The sequence below is a fragment of the Curtobacterium sp. VKM Ac-2884 genome, assembly GCF_015350945.1.
GTDB lineage: Bacteria > Actinomycetota > Actinomycetes > Actinomycetales > Microbacteriaceae > Curtobacterium.
This window is the reverse complement of sequence record NZ_JADKSA010000002.1, coordinates 200,532-220,413: the sequence shown is the minus strand read 5'-3', so window position 1 is coordinate 220,413 and position 19,882 is coordinate 200,532. Positions and strand designations below refer to the sequence as shown.

Below are 19,882 nucleotides of genomic sequence, written 5' to 3'. Positions count from 1 at the left end.
ATCCTGCCACCAGAGTCCCTGACAGGTCACGGAGCCTCACCTGTGGGTACGGTCCGTACGCAGCCGCTACATGCGAGAATCGGAACATGTCTCTGCACACCGCTGTCGCAACGATCCACACCAACAAGGGCGACATCCGCGTCAACCTGTTCGGCAACCACGCACCGAAGACCGTCAAGAACTTCGTCGACCTCGCCACGGGCAAGCAGGAGTGGACCCACCCGGGTACGGGCAAGGTCTCCACCGACAAGCTCTACGACGGCGTCGTCTTCCACCGCATCATCAAGGACTTCATGATCCAGGGCGGTGACCCGCTCGGCCAGGGCATCGGTGGCCCGGGCTACCGCTTCGACGACGAGATCTCCCCCGAGCTCACGTTCCAGAACCCCTACATCTTCGCCATGGCCAACGCCGGCATCCAGGGTGGCCGTGGCACCAACGGGTCGCAGTTCTTCATCACCACGGTGGCGACGCCGTGGCTGCAGGGCAAGCACACCATCTTCGGTGAGGTCGCCGACGACGAGTCGCGTGCCGTGGTCGACGCCATCGAGGGTGTCCCCACCGACGGCCGTGACAAGCCCGTCGAGGACGTGGTCATCCAGAGCATCGACGTCGAAGGCGTCTGATCCTCACGTGACCGACCAGGCGTACAACCCGAACAACACCTGCTACCGGCATCCGGACCGGCAGAGCTTCGTCCTCTGCCAGCGCTGCGGGCGGACGATCTGCCCGGAGTGCCAGACGCCGGCGGCAGTCGGGGTGCACTGCCCGGAGTGCGTGCGTGAGCAGCGCGCACAGTTCGCAGCGAACCGTCGCGCGTCCGGAGCCCCCAGTGGGCTGACGGTCGCGCGACGGCGCTTCGCGATGCTCGACCAGAAGGCGACGGTCGTCATCGTGGCGATCACGGTCGCCATCTGGCTGCTGGACCAGGTCAGTGGGGGCTTCTTCACCAGCCTGCTCGCCTACAACTCGCTGCTGCTGCCCACGCAGCCGTGGCGGGTCGTGACCGTGCTCTTCGTCCACTCGGGCATCCTCCACATCCTGTTCAACATGTGGGCGCTGTGGATCTTCGGCCGGATGCTCGAGAACATGCTCGGTGCGTGGCGGTTCGTGGCGCTGTACTTCATCACCGGGATCTTCGGTTCGATGCTCGTCACGTTCCTCGCCCCCGGCACCTGGGTGGTCGGGGCGTCCGGCGCGATCTTCGGTCTCTTCGCGGCGTTCTTCGTCCTGCAGCGGAGCCTCGGTCAGAACGCCGTCCAGCTCCTGGTGATCATGGGCCTCAACCTGGTCGTCGGCTTCCTCCCGGGGACGAACATCTCGTGGCAGGCGCACGTCGGTGGGATCATCGGCGGTTTCCTTGTGGGCTTCGTGTTCGCCAAGACCCGGAACATCCGGCAGCGGCCGCTGCAGATCGGCCTGCTCGTCGCCTCCGCGGTGGTGGGCATCGTCCTCACGGCAGTCGGGTACGCCGTCACCATCGGCTGACCCGAGCCGGACACACGTCCACCGAACGCCCCGTCGCTTCCGCGGCGGGGCGTTCGTCGTTCCACCGTCACCTCGGGGCGCGAATCGGGCCCGACAAGTCCTCGTCCACAAGGCACCTGCGGAGTTATCCACAGGTGTGGAGAAACCGGTGAGTTACACGCGTGTGATTATCCCCATTGTGGACTCAGCTGTGGATAACTCCGGGGTCCGGGTGTGGATGACGATGTGGAGAGTGTGGAGAAGTGTGGAGAACCGCCGGGATCCTCGATGATCTGGGTACCAGCGGCCGAAAGCCCTGTGGAGAACGACAACGCCCGCCGCACCAACTGGTGCGACGGGCGTCAGAGTGTCTCGAGGCTGTGGATCAGCGCCAGCGGGTGGTCATGAGGAAGCCGATGAACATGATGCCGAAGCCGACGAGGATGTTCCACGAGCCGAGGCTCGGCACCGGCAGGGTCGCGTTCGAGATGTAGAAGACGATCACCCAGACGAGGCCGATGATCATGAAGCCGAACATGACCGGCTTGAACCACACCGGGTTCGGGGCGTCCCCCGCGGTGTCGACCGAGTCGGCTCGGGTCCTCCGGGCGGGCTTGGTGCGGTCCTTGTCACTGGCCATGGCCGGTATCCTACCGTGACCACGTGTGTGGATCGGCCCGCAGACCGCTGCACACATCCCCCACGAGTACGGTGAACCGCCATGACCAGGATCCTCGTCGTCGACAACTACGACAGCTTCGTCTACACGCTGAACGGGTACGTCCAGCAGCTCGGGGCCGAGACGGATGTGGTGCGCAACGACGCCTTCCCCGAGTCGGAGATCGCAGACCGCATCGCCGACTACGACGGTGTGCTGCTGTCACCCGGCCCGGGGACCCCGGCCGACGCCGGCGTCTCGATCCCCACGGTGCACGCGGCGATCGCGTCCGGCACGCCGCTGCTCGGGGTCTGCCTCGGCCACCAGGCCATCGCAGAAGCCCTCGGGGCCACGGTCACGCACGCCGACGAGCTCATGCACGGGAAGACCTCGCAGGTCGACCACGACGACAGCACGCTCTTCGCCGGAGTCCCGCACCCCTTCACGGCGACGCGGTACCACTCCCTCGCGATCGTCGACGGCACGGTCCCCGACGAACTGACCGTGACGGCCCGGACCGGCGGCGGCGTCATCATGGGCGTCCAGCACCGCGACCACCCGCTCTACGGCGTACAGTTCCACCCCGAGTCGGTCCTGACCGAGGGCGGCTACCGCATGGTCGGCAACTGGCTCGAGACCACCGGCCTGTCCGGTGCCGCCGAGCGCGCCGACGGGCTCGGCCCGCTCATCGCGACCCACCGCGCCTGACGCGCCAGGAGGGCGCGCTCGACGGCGTCGTGCGTCGACGCGCCTGGAGCAGTGGACGCGACGACCCGACGGGCGCACGGACGCGTGGCGGGGAGGCGCCGGGCCTCCTGGCCGTCAGCGTGCCGACGGGAGGCCCGTCACCGGTCCGTCACGCTGCGCGCGTACGCGTACGGTCGGGTCGACGGCCCCGATGGCGTCGTCCCTGATCGGTTGGTCAGCGTCCGTCGCCGTTGTCGCCGCCGTTGTCCCCGTTGTCGCCGTTGTCGCCCTTGTCGTTCCCGTCGTCGGACGGGGCCTTGGTCGGCTGGCTCGACGCGGCGCAGTAGGTCAGGGTGACCGCGCTTCCCTGGGCGACGTCGCCCTGGGGGGTGTCCTGCTGCGTGACGAGGCCACCCGTGCACGAGTACGACGGTGACGGTGTCACGGTCAGGCCGAGCTGCTCGAGCGACGCCTTGGCATCGGCGAACTGCTGGTTCGTGACGTTCGGCAGCTGCACCTTGCCGTTGGAGACCGTCAGGTTGATCACGATGCCCTTGGTGTGGAGCGAACCGGACTCGGGGTCGGAACTCATCACGGTGCCCTCTGGCAGGTCGGACGAGTAGTCGGAACTGATCGCGCCGACGCGGAAGCCGGCGTCTTCCAGCGTCTGCTGTGCAGCTGCCTGGGACTGCCCGTTCAACTCGGGGACCGGGAGCCGCTGGGGGCCGAGCGAGACGACCACGTCGACGTTGGACTTCCGCCCCACGTTGATCCCGGAGCCCGGGTCGGTGCGGATGACCATGCCCTTGTCGACGTCGTCGGAGTTCTCCTCGACCTTGACCGGTGTGAGGTCCTTCTTCTCGAGGGCGCTGACCGCGGCACTGTAGGTCGACCCGGTCACGTTCGGCACGCTCACGGACGACGAGACCGGCGGCTTTCCCGGCTGCAGGTTGGCGACGAAGAACACGACGCCGACGATGACCGCCACCGTCAGCAGGATGCCGACCCAGATCCACGCCACCGGTGGACGGTTCTGGGTGCGTTGCGGGCGGTGCTCGGCAGTGTCGTCGTCGAGCTCGCGGAAGGCCGCGGCCGGGTTCGAGGTGGTGCGCGGGTCGACCCCGAACAGCACCGTCGACGCGTCGTTCGCCGCGTTCTGCTGGATCTTCTTGGTGGACGCCGGAACCCGACCCGAAGCGGCCTGCTGCAGGTCCGAGCGGAACTCGGCGGCGTTCTGGAACCGGCGCGTGCGGTCCTTGACCAGGGCGTGCAGGGTCACGGCGTCGAGTGCCGGAGAGACCTCGGGCGTGATCGAGGACGGAGCGACGGGCTGTTCGCTGACGTGCTGGTAGGCCACTGCCACCGGGGTGTCGCCGAGGAAGGGCGCACGGCCGGTGAGGAGCTCGAACAGCACGACACCGGTGGAGTAGATGTCCGTGCGGGCGTCGACGGTCTCGCCGCGGGCCTGCTCCGGCGAGAAGTAGGACGCGGTGCCGAGGATCGACGTGGTCTGCGCGACAGTGGCCGAGGTGTCGGTGATGGCTCGGGCGATGCCGAAGTCCATGACCTTGACCTGGCCGTTGTGCGTGACCATGACGTTGGCGGGCTTGATGTCGCGGTGCACGACGCCGGCGCGGTGGGAGTACTCGAGCGCAGTCAGGATGCCCTCGGTGATGCGGACGGCCTCGGCCGGAGCGACGGCGCCCTCGGCGATGATGTCGGAGAGCGGACGGCCCTCGACGTACTCCATCACGATGAAGGGGACCTGCACCTCCGCGCCCGAGGTCTCGGTCACGGTCTCTTCACCGGCGTCGTACACCCGGACGACCGTCGGGTGGGCCATGCGTGCAGCTGCCTGGGCTTCCTGCCGGAACCGGGTGCGGAACGCCGGGTCGTTGGCCAGGCTCGGCTTCAGGAGCTTCACCGCGACCTTGCGACCGAGACGGGTGTCGTTGCCGAGGTGCACGGTTGCCATGCCGCCTCGGCCGATGACATCACCGATCTCGTAACGGTTGGCGAGGAGGGTGATCCCCGCGGTCACACCTTCTGGCACGTACTCCTCCGTCTGTCCGTCCGGGCTAGTGTACGGCAGCACCACCTGGTGAGACGCTGGCCGGCGAGGGGTCGACCGAACCGTTACCGAACGGTGTCGACAGTCCCCGTCCGGGGGTCGTTCAGTTGCCGTCCATCGGGGTCTCGGTGGGGTTGGTCCCGTCGGTGGGGTCCGTGGTGTCGCCCGGATCCGTCTCGTCCGCCGTCCAGGTCGCCGTCGCAGCGTCCGAGCCGGGCGACTTCGGCAGGGTGTTGCCGTTGGAGCCGCACGTGACCGAGTACACGAAGGTGACGGGGGTGTCCACGGCGTCTGCCTGGATGGTCACCGCCGTCGACGAGATCGTGCCCGAGGTCGCACCGGACGCGTCCTTGCCGTTCTTCGCGACCCAGGTGTACGTCGAGACCGTGTACCCGACGGGGCACTCGGACGCCTGCCAACTGAACAGGACCGAGCCGTCGGACGACACGGTGCCGGCCTTCGCTGCGGCGGGCTTCGCCACGGACGGCGGCGTCGTGTACTGCCGGATGGTCACCAGCGAGCCCTGCAGGACGCTGCCCGTCGGCGTGATCGACTGCACCGTGTTGGCCTGGTCGGCGTTCGGCGCGGCGTCGCCGTCCTCGACCGCCGTCTGGAAGCCGAGGCTCTGGAGCTGGGACTCGGCTTCGGCGGTGGACATGCCGACGTATTCGTCGTTGCTCAGCGTGACGCGGGTCTCGGTGGGCGAGGGCGTCGGAGTCGGGGTCGGCGTCTGCGAGGGGCGCGGGCTCTTCGAGACGGACCTGGACGGCGACGGACTCGGATCGGCGGAACCGTTCAGCGCGAACGCGCCGATGACGGCGGCGATCGCGAGCACCACGACGACACCCACGACCCACCAGATCCAGGCGCGCTTCTTCTTCGGCTCCTCGGCCTCGTCGTTCGACGGGGACACCGGTGCGCCGGGTCCGCCGGCGCCCGCGGCTGCCGCGCCCGACTGGGTGCCGAGCAGTGCCGTGGCGGCGTCGTTGCCCTGACCCTGCGGCGGGTTGAACGCGACGGTGCCACCCTGCGCGATGGCGGGGACGGCGACGGTGGCCGCTGCGACGTCACCACGACGGAGCGCCTGTGCGGCGCGCGCGAGGTTGGCGGCGGTGGCGGGACGATCGGCGGGCTTCTTCGCGATGCACGAGATCACGAGGGCAGCGACGGGCTCGGGGATGTCCCCGGGCAACGCCGGCGGCTGCTCGTTGATGTGCGCCATAGCGATCGCGACCTGCGACTCACCCGTGAAGGGACGACGACCCGCGAGGGCCTCGTACGCGACGATGCCGAGCGAGTAGATGTCGGTCGACGGCGACGCCGGGTGCCCGCTCGCCTGCTCGGGCGAGAGGTACTGCACGGTGCCCATGACCTGGCCGGTCGCGGTGAGCGGGACCTGGTCGGCGATGCGCGCGATGCCGAAGTCGGTGATCTTGACCCGGCCGTCCGGCGTGATGAGCAGGTTGCCGGGCTTGATGTCGCGGTGCACCAGACCGACCGCGTGTGCGGCCTGCAGGGCGTTCGCGGTCTGCGCGACGATGTCCAGGACCTTGTCGACGGGCAGCGTGTGCTCGCGCTCGATCATGGTCGACAGCGCTTCGCCGGGGACGAGCTCCATCACGAGGTAGGCGCTGCCGTCCTCTTCGCCGTAGTCGAAGACGTTGGCGATGCCCTCGTGGTTGACGAGCGCAGCGTGGCGGGCCTCGGCGCGGAAGCGCTCGAGGAACCCGGGGTCGCCGAGGTACTCGTCCTTGAGGATCTTGAGTGCGACGGTTCGGCCGATGACGAGGTCGGTGGCCTGCCACACCTCTCCCATGCCGCCGATGGCGACCCGGGACGAGAGCTGGTACCGCCCACCGAAGGTGAGTCCGCTGGTGGGTCTCATTTGTTCAGCACCGCCTCCATGACTTTCTTCGCGACCGGGGCCGCGACTGTGTTGCCGACTCCCGACTGACCGAGCCCGCCGCCGTCTCCGACGACGACCGCCACGGCGACCTCCGGGTCCTTCGCGGGCGCGAACCCGGTGAACCAGAGCGTGTAGGGATCGCCTGTTCCGCCCTCGGCCGTGCCCGTCTTCCCTGCGACGTCGACACCGTCGATCTTGGCATTCGTTCCGGTCCCGGCGTTCACGACGCTCTGCATGGCCTCGGTGAGGTCAGCGGACTCGGAGGACGACAGCGGATCACTGTACTGCCTCGGGGAGAAGGACTCGACCGTCTTCAGGTCGCTCGTGGTGATCGAGTCGACGAGCGAGGGCTGCATGACCTTGCCGCCGTTCGCGATGCCGGCCGACACCATGGCCATCTGCAGCGGGGACACCCGGACGCTCGCCTGGCCGAAGGCGCTGAGCATGAGCTGCGCGGTGGAGTCGACCTCGGGGTACTGGCTGGCGGTCGCGGACATCGGGACCTCGATGGCGTCACCGAAGCCGTACTTGTCGGCCATGCTCTTGATCGCGTCGTACCCGAGCTTCTGTCCGAGCTCGGCGAACGGGATGTTGCACGAGTACTGGATGGCCGTGCGGAGCTTGACCTTGTCGCCGCCGCCGCACGTGCCGCCCTCGGCGTTGTTGATGTACGAGCTCGTGCCGGGGAGCTGCAGGCGCGACGGGTTCGGGAACGTCGAGTCGAGGTTGTACTTGCCGCCCTCGAGCGCCGCTGATGCCACGACGAGCTTGAAGACGGATCCGGGCGTGTACAGGTCGCCGCCGATCGCGCGGTTCTGCAGGGGGGACGACGACGCGCCGAGCAGGGCGTCGTACTGCTCCTTGACCTTCGCGGTGTCGTGCGAGGTGAGGGTGTTCGGGTCGTAGCTCGGCTTCGAGACCATCGCGAGGATCTTGCCGGTCTTCGGCTGGATGGCGACGACGGCACCGCTGTTCGTGCCGAGGGCTTCGTACGCAGCCTGCTGCACGGCGGGGTCGATCGTCAGGTTGACGTTGTCGCCTTGGACGTCCTGACCGGTGAGGATCGAGTTGAGGTTCTGGAAGAACGAGGCGTCCGAGTTGCCGGACAGCACGGTGTTCTCCGCGCTCTCGATGCCGGTGTTGCCCTGGCCGATGGTGAAGTACCCGGTGACCGCCGAGTACAGCTCACCGTTCGTGTACTTGCGCTGGTACTCGTACTGGTCGTCCACGGGGGTCGACTCGGCGATCGGGCTGCCGCCGACGAGGATCGCACCGCGCTTGGTCGAGTAACTGTCCAAGATGGTGCGCGAGTTGCGGGAATCGGCGCGGAGGGAGTCCGCCGAGAAGAACTGGATGGACGTCGTCGACACGAAGAGTGCGACGAACATGAGCACGATGACGGTCGAGACACCGCGGAGCTGTCGGTTCATCGACGACGCTCCTTCCTGGTCGCGCGCGCGGACCGCCCGCTCGCGGCGGGGATCGCGCCCTGCTGGACGCGTTGTTCGGCTGGGATGGCATCGGTGAGTCGCAGCAGCATCGCGGCGATGATCCAGTTGGCGATGAGCGAGGAACCACCCGCGGCCATGAACGGTGTGGTCAGGCCGGTCACCGGGATCACGCGGGTGATGCCACCGACGACGACGAACACCTGCAGGGCGATCACGAAGCCGAAGCCGACGCCGAGCAGCTTGCCGAAGTCGTCCTGTGCCATGAAGCCGACACGGATGCCGCGCGAGGCCAGCACGATGAAGAGCGCCAGGATCGCGAAGACGCCGATCAGGCCGAGCTCTTCACCGAGCGAGGCGATGATGTAGTCCGCGTTGGCGACCGGTGTGATGTACGGGCGCCCCTGGCCGAGGCCGGTGCCGGTGATGCCGCCGTTCGCGAAGCCGAAGAGCCCCTGCACGAGCTGGTAGCTCGCCTGGGTGTCGCGGCTGAAGACCTCTTGGTTGAACGGGTCGAGCCACTGCTCGAACCGGCCGTGCACGTACTCGAGGGCGCTCTGCGCGACGAGGGCGCCGCCGACGAACAGTGCGAGGCCGATGACGACCCAGCTGATGCGCGCGGTCGCGACGTAGATCATCACGAGGAACAGGCCGAAGTACAGCAGCGCCGTGCCGAGGTCGCGCTGGAAGACGAGGACCGCCATCGCGGCGCCCCACATCACCAGGATCGGGCCGAGGTCACGGGCGCGCGGGAACGTCATGCCGAGGAACTTCTTGCCGACGATCGACAGCGAGTCGCGGGCGGTCACCAGGTAGCCGGCGAAGAACAGGGCCATGGTGATCTTCGCGAGCTCACCGGGCTGGAACGAGAACGGCCCGATCTTGATCCAGACGCGTGCGCCACCGATGTTCTGGCCGATGCCGGGCAGGATCGGCAGCAGCAGCAGCGCGATCGTCAGGAACATGAAGATGTAGCGGTACCGCTGCAGGAACCGGTGGTTCCGCACCAGCAGCAGCGTGATGATCGCCAGGACCATCGCGAGCATCGTCCAGACGATCTGCTTCACACCGATGGCGTCCCAGCCGGTCAGGCCGTTGTGGACGTCGATGCGGTAGATCTCCGCGATGCCGATGCCGTTCAGCACGAGTGCGATCGGCAGGACGAACGGGTCGGCGTTCTTCGCGACGACCCGCAGCACGACGTGCATCACGAGCCCGAGCCCGAGGATGCCCGCGCCGACCCACAGCACCGAGGTGTCGAACAGCCGCCCCTTGGTGCCGAGCTGCACGAGGACCATCGCGCCGGCGCAGATGCCGCAGGCGATGACGAGCAGCACGAGCTCGAGGTTCCGAGCACGTGCGGGTTCACGGAGCTTGATCGTGATCGCCTGCGTGAACGACTGGGCGGTGGCGTTGCTCATCGCGAGCCCCGGGTCGGGGTCGGCGTGGGCGTCGACGACCGGGTCGGCGACGGCGAGGGTGATGAGGTGGATCCGCCGTCACCGCCGGTACCGGCTTGGTCCTGCCCGGTCTCGGCGGCCTTGCGCAGTCGGTCGACGATGTCGCGCGCGTCACCGAGCGACTGCGCGTTGATCGTCGAGCGGACGTTCTCGCGGGTGTAGTCCGGCAGCATCGACACCGTGATGTCGGTGTCCTCGTAGACGTCCGACAGCGCCAGTGGTCCGATTGACTGCTGCACGCCCTTGTAGATGGCGACCGTGCCGCGGTCGGTGCCGACGTAGTAGTGGTCCTGGGTGATCCGCCAGCCGAGGAAGACGGCCCCCACCAGGGCGGCGACGGCCACCACGAGCGCGACCGTCCACGAGACCCGACGTCGGATGCGGCGTCGGCGGTCCTCGGCGATGAGTTCGGCGAAGAACTGGTCGGACTCGGGCTCGAAGTGCGAGTCTTCCGGAGCCGTGGTGACCTTGAGCGGGTGCAGCAGGATCGTGGGGAGGCGGATCGGCTTGCGACCGGTCGACGCCTCGAAGGTCAGGGGAGCGGCCGCGGACCCGACGGTGGTGGCCGCGTCGTCGTCGTCGTCGACCTCGTCCGCGGTGACGTCCATGACGACGACGGTGACGTTGTCGGGGGCGCCGTGGTCGAGGGTCTCCTTGACCAGGCGCTGCGTGACCTGGTTGGCGTCCATGTTCGACGCCAGCGCGTGCCGGATGCGCTCTTCGGCCAGGTACGACGACAGGCCGTCGGAGCACAGCAGCCAGCGGTCGCCCGGCTGGATGTCCATGATCGCGGTGTCGACCTCGGGTGCCGCATCGACGTCGCCGAGCACCCGCATGAGCACCGAGCGACGGGGGTGGACCGCGGCTTCTTCCGGGGTGATCCGGCCGCTGTCGACCAGGCGCTGCACGAAGGTGTGGTCCGACGTGATCTGCTGCAGTTCACCGTCGCGGTGGCGGTAGATGCGCGAGTCACCGATGTGCGCGATCGCGATCTGTTCGCCGACCCGGATCATCGCGGACACCGTGGTGCCCATGCCGGTCAGTTCCTGGTGCTCGAAGACCGTCTCGGTGATGAGCTGGTTCGCCGCGATCAGTGCCGACTGCAGCGCGAACTCGGCGTCGTGCGCGGAGGGGAACTCGCGGTCCACCTCCCTGATGCGCCGGATCGCGATCGCCGAGGCGACATCGCCGCCGGCGTGCCCACCCATGCCGTCCGCGACCGCGAACAGGTGCGCCCCGGCGTAGCCGGAGTCCTGGTTGTTCGCGCGGATGCGGCCCACGTGGGACACAGCGGCGCTCAACGTGCGAGCGGTCATGCCGGGTTACCGCCGCAGCTCGAACGTCGTCGTCCCGATCGTGATCGGCGTGCGCTCCGCGACGATCAGGGGAGCGCTCACCTTCTGACCGTTGACGAAGGTGCCGTTCGTGGACTCGAGGTCGGTGAGGAGCCAGCCGTCGGCGCGCAGGTCGAGCCGGGCGTGGTTGGTCGAGGTGTAGTCGTCGCGGATCACGACGTTGGACTCGCTGGAGCGACCGATCGTGATCGGTCCGCCGCCGAGCGGCATCTCCATGCCCTCACGCGCGCCCTCGGTGATCACGAGGCGGGTCGCGGCTGGCGATGCGGACTGCGTCGCCTGGGTCGGTTGCCCGATCAGGTCGGTGAACGCGCCACCCGAGGACGCTGCCGGCGCCGCCGCTGCGGGGATCGTCGGGGTCGTCGGTCCGGAGGGAGCCGACTTGGAATCCGTGGGGATCGTGCGCACGCGCTGGCCGAAGAGATCACTGCGCAGGGCGAAGACGATCACGAAGACGAACAGCCAGAGCACCGCGAGGAACGCGAAGCGCAGGACGAGCAGGGTCAGGCCTGTGGTCATCGAGCACCTCCGTCGTTCTCCGGGATCACCCGGAACACCATACGGGTACGACCGATCTCGATGGTGGAGTCCGGCTCCACGATCGCCTGTTGGAAGTGCTGTCCGTTCAGCTTCGAGCCGTTCGTCGAGCCCAGATCCGTGGCCTGGGCGTGCTTGCCGTCCCACAGGACCTCGACGTGCTTCCGGCTCGTCCCGGTGTCCGCGATGGTGATGTCGGCGTCGCTGCCACGGCCGATCACCGTGCGTCCGCGCTGCAGGCGGTGGCGCTGCGAGCCGATGTCGAGCACGGCGATCCAGGCGACGTCGCGCTGCACCGTGGTGGAGTCGATCTGCAGGATGCCCGTCGACAACGTGCCGTCCTGCTGCAGCCGGATGGTGACCGGTCCGGAGAACGAGTAGTTCTGCGCGACGGCGTGCTGGTGGGCCATCTGCGTGAGTTCGTCGATGAGCGGACGACCGACGTCGTTCATGCGCGTGAAGTCCGGCGGCGCGAGGCGCACGGTGAACTCGTTCGGCACCAGGATGCGCTCTCGCGACACCACGGCGGCCTTCGTGTCGAGCTCGCGGCGCAGGGCGCTGGAGATCTCGACCGGCTGCACACCGGAGCGGAAGGTCTTCGCGAACGCGCCGTTCACGGCGCGCTCCAGCCCTCGCTCGAAGTTGTCCAGCAGGCCCATGTGTCTCCAGAGTCGTCGGTCGTCAACCACTGCATGGTAGTGGTTGGCGCAGGGGGCAGTCTGTGCGTGGTAGTGTTTTGGGGCTGGCGCGAGTGGCGGAATTGGTAGACGCGCACGGTTCAGGTCCGTGTGCTGGAAACGGCGTGGGGGTTCAAGTCCCCCCTCGCGCACCAGGCGAAACAGCGAAAGGCCCCGGAGGAATCCGGGGCCTTTCGTGTTTCTTCCGGGGCGTCCCGGAGCGGCCATCGCCGGATGGCGGGTCAGGTCCGATCGGCGTCCGTCGCGTGGTCGGGATCCGGCCAGGAGGCGCGGCTCGACCCCGACACGCCGGGTCCGGAGAACCCGTGGTCGGTTCTTCCCGCATCGCTCCGGGTCCACCCGCGCCGCTAGCGTGACCAGGTGACCGATGATCGTGCAGCAGTCCCTCGTCCCGGTGTCGACGTCCCCGATGCCCGTGGGCGGACCGGACTCGACGCCGTCGGTCGTGACCTCGACCGCAACCCCGACGTCGTCGTGCGGGACGTCGAGGTCGTGTCGGACGGCTGGCACGTGCTCCGTCGCACCACGCTCGACGTCCGGCGCCGGGACGGCCGGTGGGACCGGCAGCAGCGCGAGACCTACGACCGGGGGAACGGCGCCACGGTGCTGCCGTACGACGCCGAGCGTGGCACCGTCCTGCTCACCCGGCAGTTCCGGTGGCCGGCCTACGTGAACGGGCACCCGGACGGGATGCTCATCGAGGCTGCGGCGGGGCTGCTCGACGAGGACGACCCCGAGACCGCCGTCCGCCGCGAGGCCGCCGAGGAGCTCGGGATCCGGCTGGGCGACCTGGTGCGCGTGGGCGACGTCTTCATGAGCCCCGGCTCGGTCACCGAGCGTGTCCACTTCTACGTCGGTGCCTACACGCCGGCGGACCGGGTCGAGGCGGGCGGCGGGGTCGAGGACGAGGGCGAGGACATCGAGGTGCTCGAGCTGGCACTCGACGAGGCGCTCGCGATGGTCGAGGACGGCCGGATCGCCGACGGCAAGACGATCATGCTGCTGCAGTGGGTGGCACTGCGGTCGGTGGCACTGCGGCGGGTGTCACCCCGACAGGGCTGAGCCGTCCAGGCCCACCGCTCGGGCGATCGTCGTGCGGACCAGGCCCTCGCGGGTCGGGCGGTCGAGGTAGTCGACCAGGGCGTACCCGTTGGTGGCGTCGACGAGCGCGAAGAGCAGGCGTCCCACACCGTCCGGGTCGTCGGTCCGCAGCACGCCCGTGCGCACTCCGTCGACGACGACCGTGGTCGCGAGGAGCTGCCAGTCGTCCATGACGTCCCGTGCAGCGGTCGCCAGTGCCGCGTTCGTGCGGCCGATGCTCCACGCGTCGGCCCACAGGGTGGCGACGTCGTCGCGCGCGGGATCGGCGATGCAGCCGAGCAGGGTGCGGAGGCCCGAGACGGGGTCGGGAGCAGCGGCGACGATCGCGCGGACCTCGGCGACCTCGGCTGCCGCGACGGTGCGGAACGTCTCGCCGACCAGGTCCTCCATGCTCGGGCGGTAGTGGGCGACGAGCGAGGGTGCGACCCCGATCACGGCGGCGACCCCGCGGAGCGTCACCGCCGCGAGGCCCTCGGCGCGCGCCAGGTCGACGGCAGCCGCAGCGATCTGGGATCCGCGTTCGGCCGGGCTCAGGCGCCGGCGGGCCGGTGTCGTCGGCATCGTCCCACCGTATCCGCGCGTCACGCGCCCTCGACGACGAAGGCCGCCCACAGGTCGGCACGGGTCGCGAAGACGGCGAGGTCGCGGTCGAGGAGCCGGCCGGCGTGCTCGACCCGGGAGCGTGCCGTGTGGCGGTGGATGCCGAGCACCTGGGCGGCGCGGTCGTACTCGCAGTTCTGCTCGAGCCAGGCACGGACGGTGCGGGTGAGCTCGGTGCCCGCCGACCGGTCGTGTTCGAGCAGGGGAGCGAGGAACGCGCGTGCGACGGCTCCGGCGTCGACGTCCACGTGGGCCAGGTGTGCGAGGACGCCTTCCCGGGCGAGGTCGCCGAACTCGGTGGTGCCCGGTCGTCCTTCGCGCCGACGGTCCAGGGCCTGCACGGCCTCGGTGCGAGCGCGTCCGAACGATCGGTAGGCGGCACCGTCCGACAGGCCGGCCCGCAGGTCGAAGCGCCCGACCAGTTCCTCGACGATCGCGGTGTCGTCGGCGCTCACGCACAGGAAGAGGGCGTCGTCGACGGCGAAGAAGAGCTGTCCGGGCCGGTCCTGCACCCACAGTTCGAGCAGGTCGACGACGGTGTCGAGGTCGTGGTCGTCGACGTCGAGGGCCGCGATCCGGACGGGTTCGGCGGGCAGGGGACCCCACACCTCGCGCGAGGTCGACTGGACCACCTCCGGATCGCCGACCGAGAGCATGGTGAGCAGGCCGGTGCGCAGGAGCCCGCGTGCCCGGGCCAGCTCACGGTTCTGCTGCAGCGCGAGTCCGGCGAGGGCGATGACGGACGTCACCACCTCGCGTCCGGCGCGGTCGAGTGCTCCTCCGTTGGCGATCGCGAGCACGCCGCTCAGGTGGCCACCGCTGCCGAGGGTCTGCAGCGTGAACCCGGTGTGGTGCTCGGTCGTCACCGGCAGGCTCGCCCGCTGTCCCGCACGCAACAGGCGCAGCGCCTCGGTCCGGAGCAGCTCGAGGTCCTGCGCGGGCACGCCGTCCGCCGGGTGCCCGCGGTCCAGGCGCCCCGACACGTCGAAGAGCCCGACCCAGCCGTCGAGCTGCCCGGAGAGCTCGGCGATCGTGGCCCCGAGCCCGTCCGGGCGCATCGCTGCGAGCGAGATCGCCCGCTGTGCGGCGAGGGCCCAGGCGTTCCGGGCGTTCGCGTCGCGGGCGACCGCTTCGGCGTTCGCCTGCGCGACCGCGATGAACGAGGTCTCGTAGGGCACCTCGAACAACGGGAGCCCGTGCTGCGAACAGGCGGCGACGAGGGCGTCCGGGGTGCCCGCGCGGACGACCTCGGTGCCGAACCCGAGTGCGACGACGCCCCGCTCGACGAGTCGGCGGACGTAGGGGCCGGCGACGTCCTCCGGGACCTCGGCCTCGGCGCCGAACTGGGTGCCCGTGGTCAGCAGTCCCTGCCCGTCGGCCAGGAACGGCGTCGGGTCCTCGAGGTCGGAGCTGTGCAGCCACGACAGCGGGGCGTCGAGGGCGCCCGTGTCCGCGTCGGTCAGCGGTCGGAGGCGGAGGTCGGCACGGTGCAACAGGGAACGCAGCGTCGCGGGCATGGGAGCACCCTATCCACCGGGGCGATCCGACCGGTGCTCGATGTACACGGTGGACAGCCACCGGGGTCGCCGCAGGCTCCTACCATCGCCGCATGTCCTCCACCGCAGCACCCTCGATCAGTGCGCCCACCGGCGGCCCCTCGCTGCCCCAGGAACGACGGCTCGTCACGGCCGTCCCCGGCCCCCGGTCACGCGAGCTCATGGCGCGGAAGGCCGGAGCCGTCGCTGCCGGGGTCGGGGTCGCCGTGCCGATCGCCGTCGTCGCGGCCGGTGGCGGGGTCGTCGTGGACGCGGACGACAACTCGTTCGTCGACATGGGGTCCGGGATCGCCGTGACCAGCGTCGGCAACGCGCACCCCGCCGTCGTCGCCGCGGTCACCGAGCAGGTCGCTGCCTTCACCCACACGTGCTTCACGATCGCCGCCTACGACGGGTACGTCGCGGTCGCCGAGGCACTCAACCGGCTGACCCCCGGTGACCACGAGAAGCGCACGGCGCTGTTCAACTCCGGCGCCGAGGCCGTCGAGAACGCCGTGAAGATCGCGCGCAAGCACACCGGTCGGCAGGCCGTCGTGGTGTTCGACCACGCGTACCACGGCCGCACGAACCTCACGATGGCGCTCACCGCGAAGAACCAGCCCTACAAGGACGGCTTCGGCCCGTTCGCGCCCGAGGTCTACCGGATGCCGATGTCCTACCCGTTCCACGACGGCCTCTCCGGGCCCGAGGCGGCGAAGCGCGCGATCAGCCAGATCGAGAAGCAGGTCGGCGCGGCGAACACCGCTGCGCTGCTCATCGAACCGATCCAGGGGGAGGGCGGCTTCGTCGTCCCCGCGCCCGGGTTCCTCGCCGCCCTGTCCGAGTGGACCACGGCGAACGGCGTCGTGCTCATCGCCGACGAGGTGCAGACCGGCTTCGCGCGCACCGGGTCGATGTTCGCGAGCGAGCACGAGGGGATCGTGCCGGACGTCGTCACGACCGCGAAGGGCATGGCCGGCGGTCTGCCCCTGTCCGCCGTGACCGGGCGCGCCGAGATCATGGACTCCGCGCACGTCGGCGGGCTCGGCGGCACCTACGGCGGCAACCCGATCGCCTGCGCCGCCGCCCTCGCCGCGATCGACGCGTTCGAGCACGACGGGCTGATCGACCGAGCCCGCGAGATCGGTGAGGTGCTGCTCGGACGACTCCGTGCCGCGCAGACGACCGACCCGCGGATCGGTGACGTCCGCGGACGCGGCGCGATGGTCGCGATGGAACTCGTGGACCCCGCGACCGGCGAACCGGACGCAGCACTGACCGGGAAGGTGGTGCGGTCGGCGTTCGAGCACGGCGTCATCGCGCTGACCGCCGGCACGTACGGCAACGTCGTCCGGTTCCTGCCCCCACTGTCGATCGACGACGCCCTGCTCAACGAGGGACTCGACGTCGTCCTGGAAGGACTCGCAACAGCATGACCACCGGCACCACCACCGCCCCTGCGGCCGACCGCACCGACGCCGAACGCGAGCTGCTCGCCCGCGTCCCCACGGGCCTCCTGGTCGACGGCACCTGGCAGTCGTCGGCCGACGGCCGGACCTTCGCCGTCGTCGACCCCGCCACCGGCGAGACGCTGCTCGACATCGCAGACGCAACCCCCGAAGACGGTGTCCGCGCCCTCGACGCCGCGGAAGCCGCCAAGACGGGCTGGGCGAGCACACCGCCGCGGCACCGCGCCGAGCTGCTCCGCCGCGCGTTCGACCTGCTGCAGGAACGACGCGAGGAGTTCGCGCTGCTCATGACGCTCGAGATGGGCAAGCCGCTCGCCGAGGCCCGCGGCGAGGTCGCGTACGGCGGGGAGTTCCTGCGCTGGTTCTCGGAGGAAGCGGTCCGGATCGGCGGCTCGTACGGCACCAACCCGGAGGGCACCGGCCGTGCCACCGTCTCCCACAAGCCCGTCGGCCCTGCGTTCCTCATCACACCGTGGAACTTCCCGCTGGCGATGGCGACCCGGAAGATCGCACCGGCGCTCGCCGCCGGGTGCACGGTCGTCGTGAAGCCGGCCGAACTGACGCCGCTCACGACCCTGCTGTTCGTCGACCTGCTGCGCGAGGTCGGTCTGCCCGCCGGGGTGGTCAACGTGGTCCCGACCACACGGGCCGCCGACGTCTCCGGGCCGGTGATCGCCGACCCCCGGCTCCGGAAGCTGTCCTTCACGGGCTCGACGCCGGTCGGACGCACGCTGCTCGCCCAGGCGGCGCAGAACGTGCTCCGCACCAGCATGGAGCTCGGCGGCAACGCCCCGTTCCTGGTGTTCGCCGACGCCGACCTCGACCTGGCCGTGGAGGGCGCGCTCGCCGCCAAGTTCCGGAACACCGGGCAGGCGTGCACCGCCGCGAACCGGTTCCTGGTGCACGAGGACGTCGTCGACGAGTTCACGCGCCGGGTCACCGCACGCGTCGAGGCCATGCGGGTCGGACGCGGCACGGAGGACGGCGTCGCCATCGGACCCCTCATCGACGACCGCGCCGTCGACAAGGCGCACCGCCTGGTCACCGATGCGCTCGACCGCGGCGCCACGCTCCGCACCGGCGGACACCCGGTCGACGGCCCCGGCACCTTCTACGCGCCCACGGTCCTGACCGACGTGCAGCCCGGCAGCGACCTGCTGCGCGACGAGATCTTCGGGCCGGTGCTGGCGATCCGGACCTTCCGGACCGAGGACGAGGCCGTGGCCGCCGCCAACGACACCGAGTACGGTCTGGTCGGCTACGCGTTCACCGAGGACCCCGCCCGCGGGCAGCGTCTGACGGAGCGGCTCGAGACCGGCATGCTCGGACTCAACACCGGGGTCGTCTCGAACGCGTCGGCCCCGTTCGGCGGGGTGAAGCAGTCCGGCCTCGGCCGCGAGGGCGGCGGCGAGGGCATCGCCGAGTACCTCGAGACCATGTACACGCTGACCCCGGACCCGTTCCGGAGCACCACCACCGAAGGAGCAGCACGATGATCGAGAGCGACGTCGTCGTCATCGGAGCCGGTGTCACCGGCCTGACCGCCGCGAACCGCCTGCGCGCCGCGGGACTGACCGTCACGGTTCTCGAGGCGCGCGACCGCGTGGGCGGCCGCACCTGGACGAACGACATCGACGGCGTCACGCTCGAGATCGGTGGCCAGTGGGTCTCGCCCGACCAGACCGCGCTGCTCGAGACCCTCGACGAACTCGGGCTCGACACGTACGACCGGTACCGCGAGGGCTCCAGCGTCTACGTCGACGCCGAGGGCACCCGCACCGAGTACACCGGCGACATCTTCCCGCTGCCCGAGGCGACGGCGAACGAGATCGAGCGACTCGTGACGCTCGTCGACGAGTACGTCGCAGCGGTCGACCCCGCGCGTCCGTGGGAGTCCCCGCACGCGGCGGCACTCGACGAGGTCTCCTTCCGCGCCTGGCTCCACACGCTGAGCGACGACCGCGTCGCCACCGACAACGTCGAACTGTTCATCGCGGGCGCCATGCTCACGAAGCCGGCACACGCGTTCTCGGCACTGCAGGCCCTGCTGATGGCCGCCTCTGCCGGGAGCTTCACGAACCTGGTCGACGCCGACTTCATCCTGGACAAGCGCGTCGTCGGCGGCATGCAGCAGGTGTCGGAACGACTCGCGGAGCGCCTCGGTGACGCCGTGCACCTGAACGCGCCGGTGCGCACCCTGCGCTGGACCGACGACGGGGTCGTCGCGTTCGCCGACGGCGGCCTCGAGGTCCACGCCCGGCAGGCGCTCGTCGCCGTGCCGCCGCCCCTGTACTCACGGATCTCGTACGAGCCGCCGCTGCCCCGTCGCCAGCACCAGCTGCACCAGCACCTGTCGATGGGCTTCGTCATCAAGGTGCACGCCGTCTACGACCGGCCGTTCTGGCGCGGCGCCGGGCTCTCGGGCACCGCGTTCAGCCCCTACGAGGTCGTGCACGAGGCGTACGACAACACCGAGCACGGCTCCGAGCAGGGCACGTTGGTCGGGTTCGTCTCCGACCAGCACGCCGACGACCTGTTCACGCTGTCGGCGGAGGAACGGAAGGCCCGGGTGCTCGGTTCGCTCGCCCACTACTACGGCGACGAGGCCCTGCGCCCGGTCGTCTACTACGAGAGCGACTGGGGCACCGAGGAGTGGACCCGCGGCGCCTACGCGGCGAGCTTCGACCTCGGCGGGCTCGTCCGCTACGGCGCCGACCAGCGTGCAGCCGTCGGTCCGATCCGGTTCGCGTCGAGCGACCTGGCCGGGCAGGGGTACCAGCACGTCGACGGTGCGGTGCGGATCGGGCGCGAGGTCGCCGACGAGATCCTGGCCGTCACCCCGGTCACCGTCGGCTCCGGCGCTGCCGCCTCGTCCGTCTGAACGGGTGCA

17 protein-coding genes and 1 tRNA gene are annotated in these 19,882 nt (G+C 69.9%); 8 read left to right on the top strand and 10 right to left on the bottom strand.

Annotated features, from left to right (window positions below; translation table 11 throughout):
- Window positions 1-86: 86 nt before the first annotated feature.
- Entirely contained in the window at window positions 87-626 is a 540-nt protein-coding gene (locus ITJ60_RS05415) for a peptidylprolyl isomerase (protein ID WP_111083688.1), read from the top strand.
- Window positions 627-633: 7 nt separating this feature from the next.
- Complete coding sequence (locus ITJ60_RS05410) at window positions 634-1,488, top strand: rhomboid family intramembrane serine protease (RefSeq protein WP_194647231.1); 855 nt, start codon at window positions 634-636, stop codon at window positions 1,486-1,488.
- Window positions 1,489-1,852: 364 nt separating this feature from the next.
- On the opposite strand, the gene ITJ60_RS05405 is transcribed toward ITJ60_RS05410, so the two are convergent.
- Window positions 1,853-2,107, bottom strand: coding sequence for a cell division protein CrgA (locus tag ITJ60_RS05405; RefSeq protein ID WP_111083690.1), 255 nt, complete (start codon window positions 2,105-2,107; stop codon window positions 1,853-1,855).
- Window positions 2,108-2,188: 81 nt separating this feature from the next.
- On the opposite strand from ITJ60_RS05405, the gene ITJ60_RS05400 reads away from it, so the two are divergent.
- Entirely contained in the window at window positions 2,189-2,833 is a 645-nt protein-coding gene (locus tag ITJ60_RS05400) for an anthranilate synthase component II (RefSeq protein ID WP_159572920.1), read from the top strand.
- Window positions 2,834-3,047: 214 nt separating this feature from the next.
- Here the strand turns inward: ITJ60_RS05400 and pknB are convergent, their stop codons facing one another.
- From pknB to ITJ60_RS05365, 7 genes are all read right to left on the bottom strand, one after another.
- On the bottom strand, window positions 3,048-4,853 hold the full coding sequence (gene pknB / locus ITJ60_RS05395; RefSeq protein ID WP_194647598.1) for a Stk1 family PASTA domain-containing Ser/Thr kinase: 1,806 nt from the start codon (window positions 4,851-4,853) through the stop codon (window positions 3,048-3,050).
- Between the two features lie 133 nt (window positions 4,854-4,986).
- Entirely contained in the window at window positions 4,987-6,768 is a 1,782-nt protein-coding gene (locus ITJ60_RS05390; RefSeq protein ID WP_159572922.1) for a serine/threonine-protein kinase, read from the bottom strand.
- Window positions 6,765-8,219, bottom strand: coding sequence for a peptidoglycan D,D-transpeptidase FtsI family protein (locus ITJ60_RS05385; protein ID WP_159572924.1), 1,455 nt, complete (start codon window positions 8,217-8,219; stop codon window positions 6,765-6,767). The genes ITJ60_RS05390 and ITJ60_RS05385 overlap by 4 nt, the downstream gene beginning before the upstream one ends.
- Window positions 8,216-9,658 (bottom strand): FtsW/RodA/SpoVE family cell cycle protein, encoded by a 1,443-nt coding sequence (locus tag ITJ60_RS05380; protein WP_194647230.1) that lies wholly within the window; start codon window positions 9,656-9,658, stop codon window positions 8,216-8,218. Before ITJ60_RS05380 ends, ITJ60_RS05385 begins: the two co-directional genes overlap by 4 nt.
- Window positions 9,655-11,013, bottom strand: a complete 1,359-nt coding sequence (locus tag ITJ60_RS05375) for a Stp1/IreP family PP2C-type Ser/Thr phosphatase (RefSeq protein WP_159572928.1) — start codon at window positions 11,011-11,013, stop codon at window positions 9,655-9,657. The genes ITJ60_RS05380 and ITJ60_RS05375 overlap by 4 nt, the downstream gene beginning before the upstream one ends.
- A 6-nt stretch (window positions 11,014-11,019) precedes the next feature.
- The gene (locus ITJ60_RS05370; RefSeq protein WP_194647229.1) at window positions 11,020-11,571 is read right to left on the bottom strand and encodes an FHA domain-containing protein; all 552 of its coding nucleotides are present in this window, start codon (window positions 11,569-11,571) and stop codon (window positions 11,020-11,022) included.
- Complete coding sequence (locus ITJ60_RS05365) at window positions 11,568-12,248, bottom strand: FhaA domain-containing protein (protein WP_123292929.1); 681 nt, start codon at window positions 12,246-12,248, stop codon at window positions 11,568-11,570. The genes ITJ60_RS05370 and ITJ60_RS05365 overlap by 4 nt, the downstream gene beginning before the upstream one ends.
- Before the next feature lie 86 nt (window positions 12,249-12,334).
- Here ITJ60_RS05365 and ITJ60_RS05360 point away from each other — a divergent pair.
- A tRNA-Leu gene (locus ITJ60_RS05360) sits at window positions 12,335-12,421 on the top strand.
- 226 nt (window positions 12,422-12,647) lie between these two features.
- Window positions 12,648-13,349 carry an NUDIX domain-containing protein gene (locus ITJ60_RS05355; protein WP_194647228.1) on the top strand — a complete coding sequence of 234 codons (702 nt, stop codon included), beginning with the start codon at window positions 12,648-12,650 and terminating at the stop codon, window positions 13,347-13,349.
- On the opposite strand, the gene ITJ60_RS05350 is transcribed toward ITJ60_RS05355, so the two are convergent.
- Window positions 13,332-13,949, bottom strand: coding sequence for a TetR family transcriptional regulator (locus ITJ60_RS05350; RefSeq protein ID WP_194647227.1), 618 nt, complete (start codon window positions 13,947-13,949; stop codon window positions 13,332-13,334). The two genes, ITJ60_RS05355 and ITJ60_RS05350, sit on opposite strands and share 18 nt — an antisense overlap.
- 20 nt (window positions 13,950-13,969) lie before the next feature.
- Window positions 13,970-15,505, bottom strand: a complete 1,536-nt coding sequence (locus ITJ60_RS05345; protein WP_194647226.1) for a PucR family transcriptional regulator — start codon at window positions 15,503-15,505, stop codon at window positions 13,970-13,972.
- Window positions 15,506-15,597: 92 nt separating this feature from the next.
- Between ITJ60_RS05345 and gabT the strand changes: the two genes are divergently transcribed.
- Genes gabT through ITJ60_RS05330 form a run of 3 tightly spaced genes read left to right on the top strand, consistent with a single transcriptional unit; the run spans window position 15,598 to window position 19,873 of the window.
- Window positions 15,598-16,959: a 4-aminobutyrate--2-oxoglutarate transaminase gene (gene gabT / locus ITJ60_RS05340; protein ID WP_194647225.1), complete on the top strand. Its 1,362-nt coding sequence runs from the start codon at window positions 15,598-15,600 to the stop codon at window positions 16,957-16,959.
- Window positions 16,956-18,488, top strand: coding sequence for an NAD-dependent succinate-semialdehyde dehydrogenase (locus ITJ60_RS05335; RefSeq protein WP_194647224.1), 1,533 nt, complete (start codon window positions 16,956-16,958; stop codon window positions 18,486-18,488). Before gabT ends, ITJ60_RS05335 begins: the two co-directional genes overlap by 4 nt.
- The gene (locus tag ITJ60_RS05330; protein WP_194647223.1) at window positions 18,485-19,873 is read left to right on the top strand and encodes a flavin monoamine oxidase family protein; all 1,389 of its coding nucleotides are present in this window, start codon (window positions 18,485-18,487) and stop codon (window positions 19,871-19,873) included. Before ITJ60_RS05335 ends, ITJ60_RS05330 begins: the two co-directional genes overlap by 4 nt.
- Window positions 19,874-19,882 lie beyond the last annotated feature (9 nt).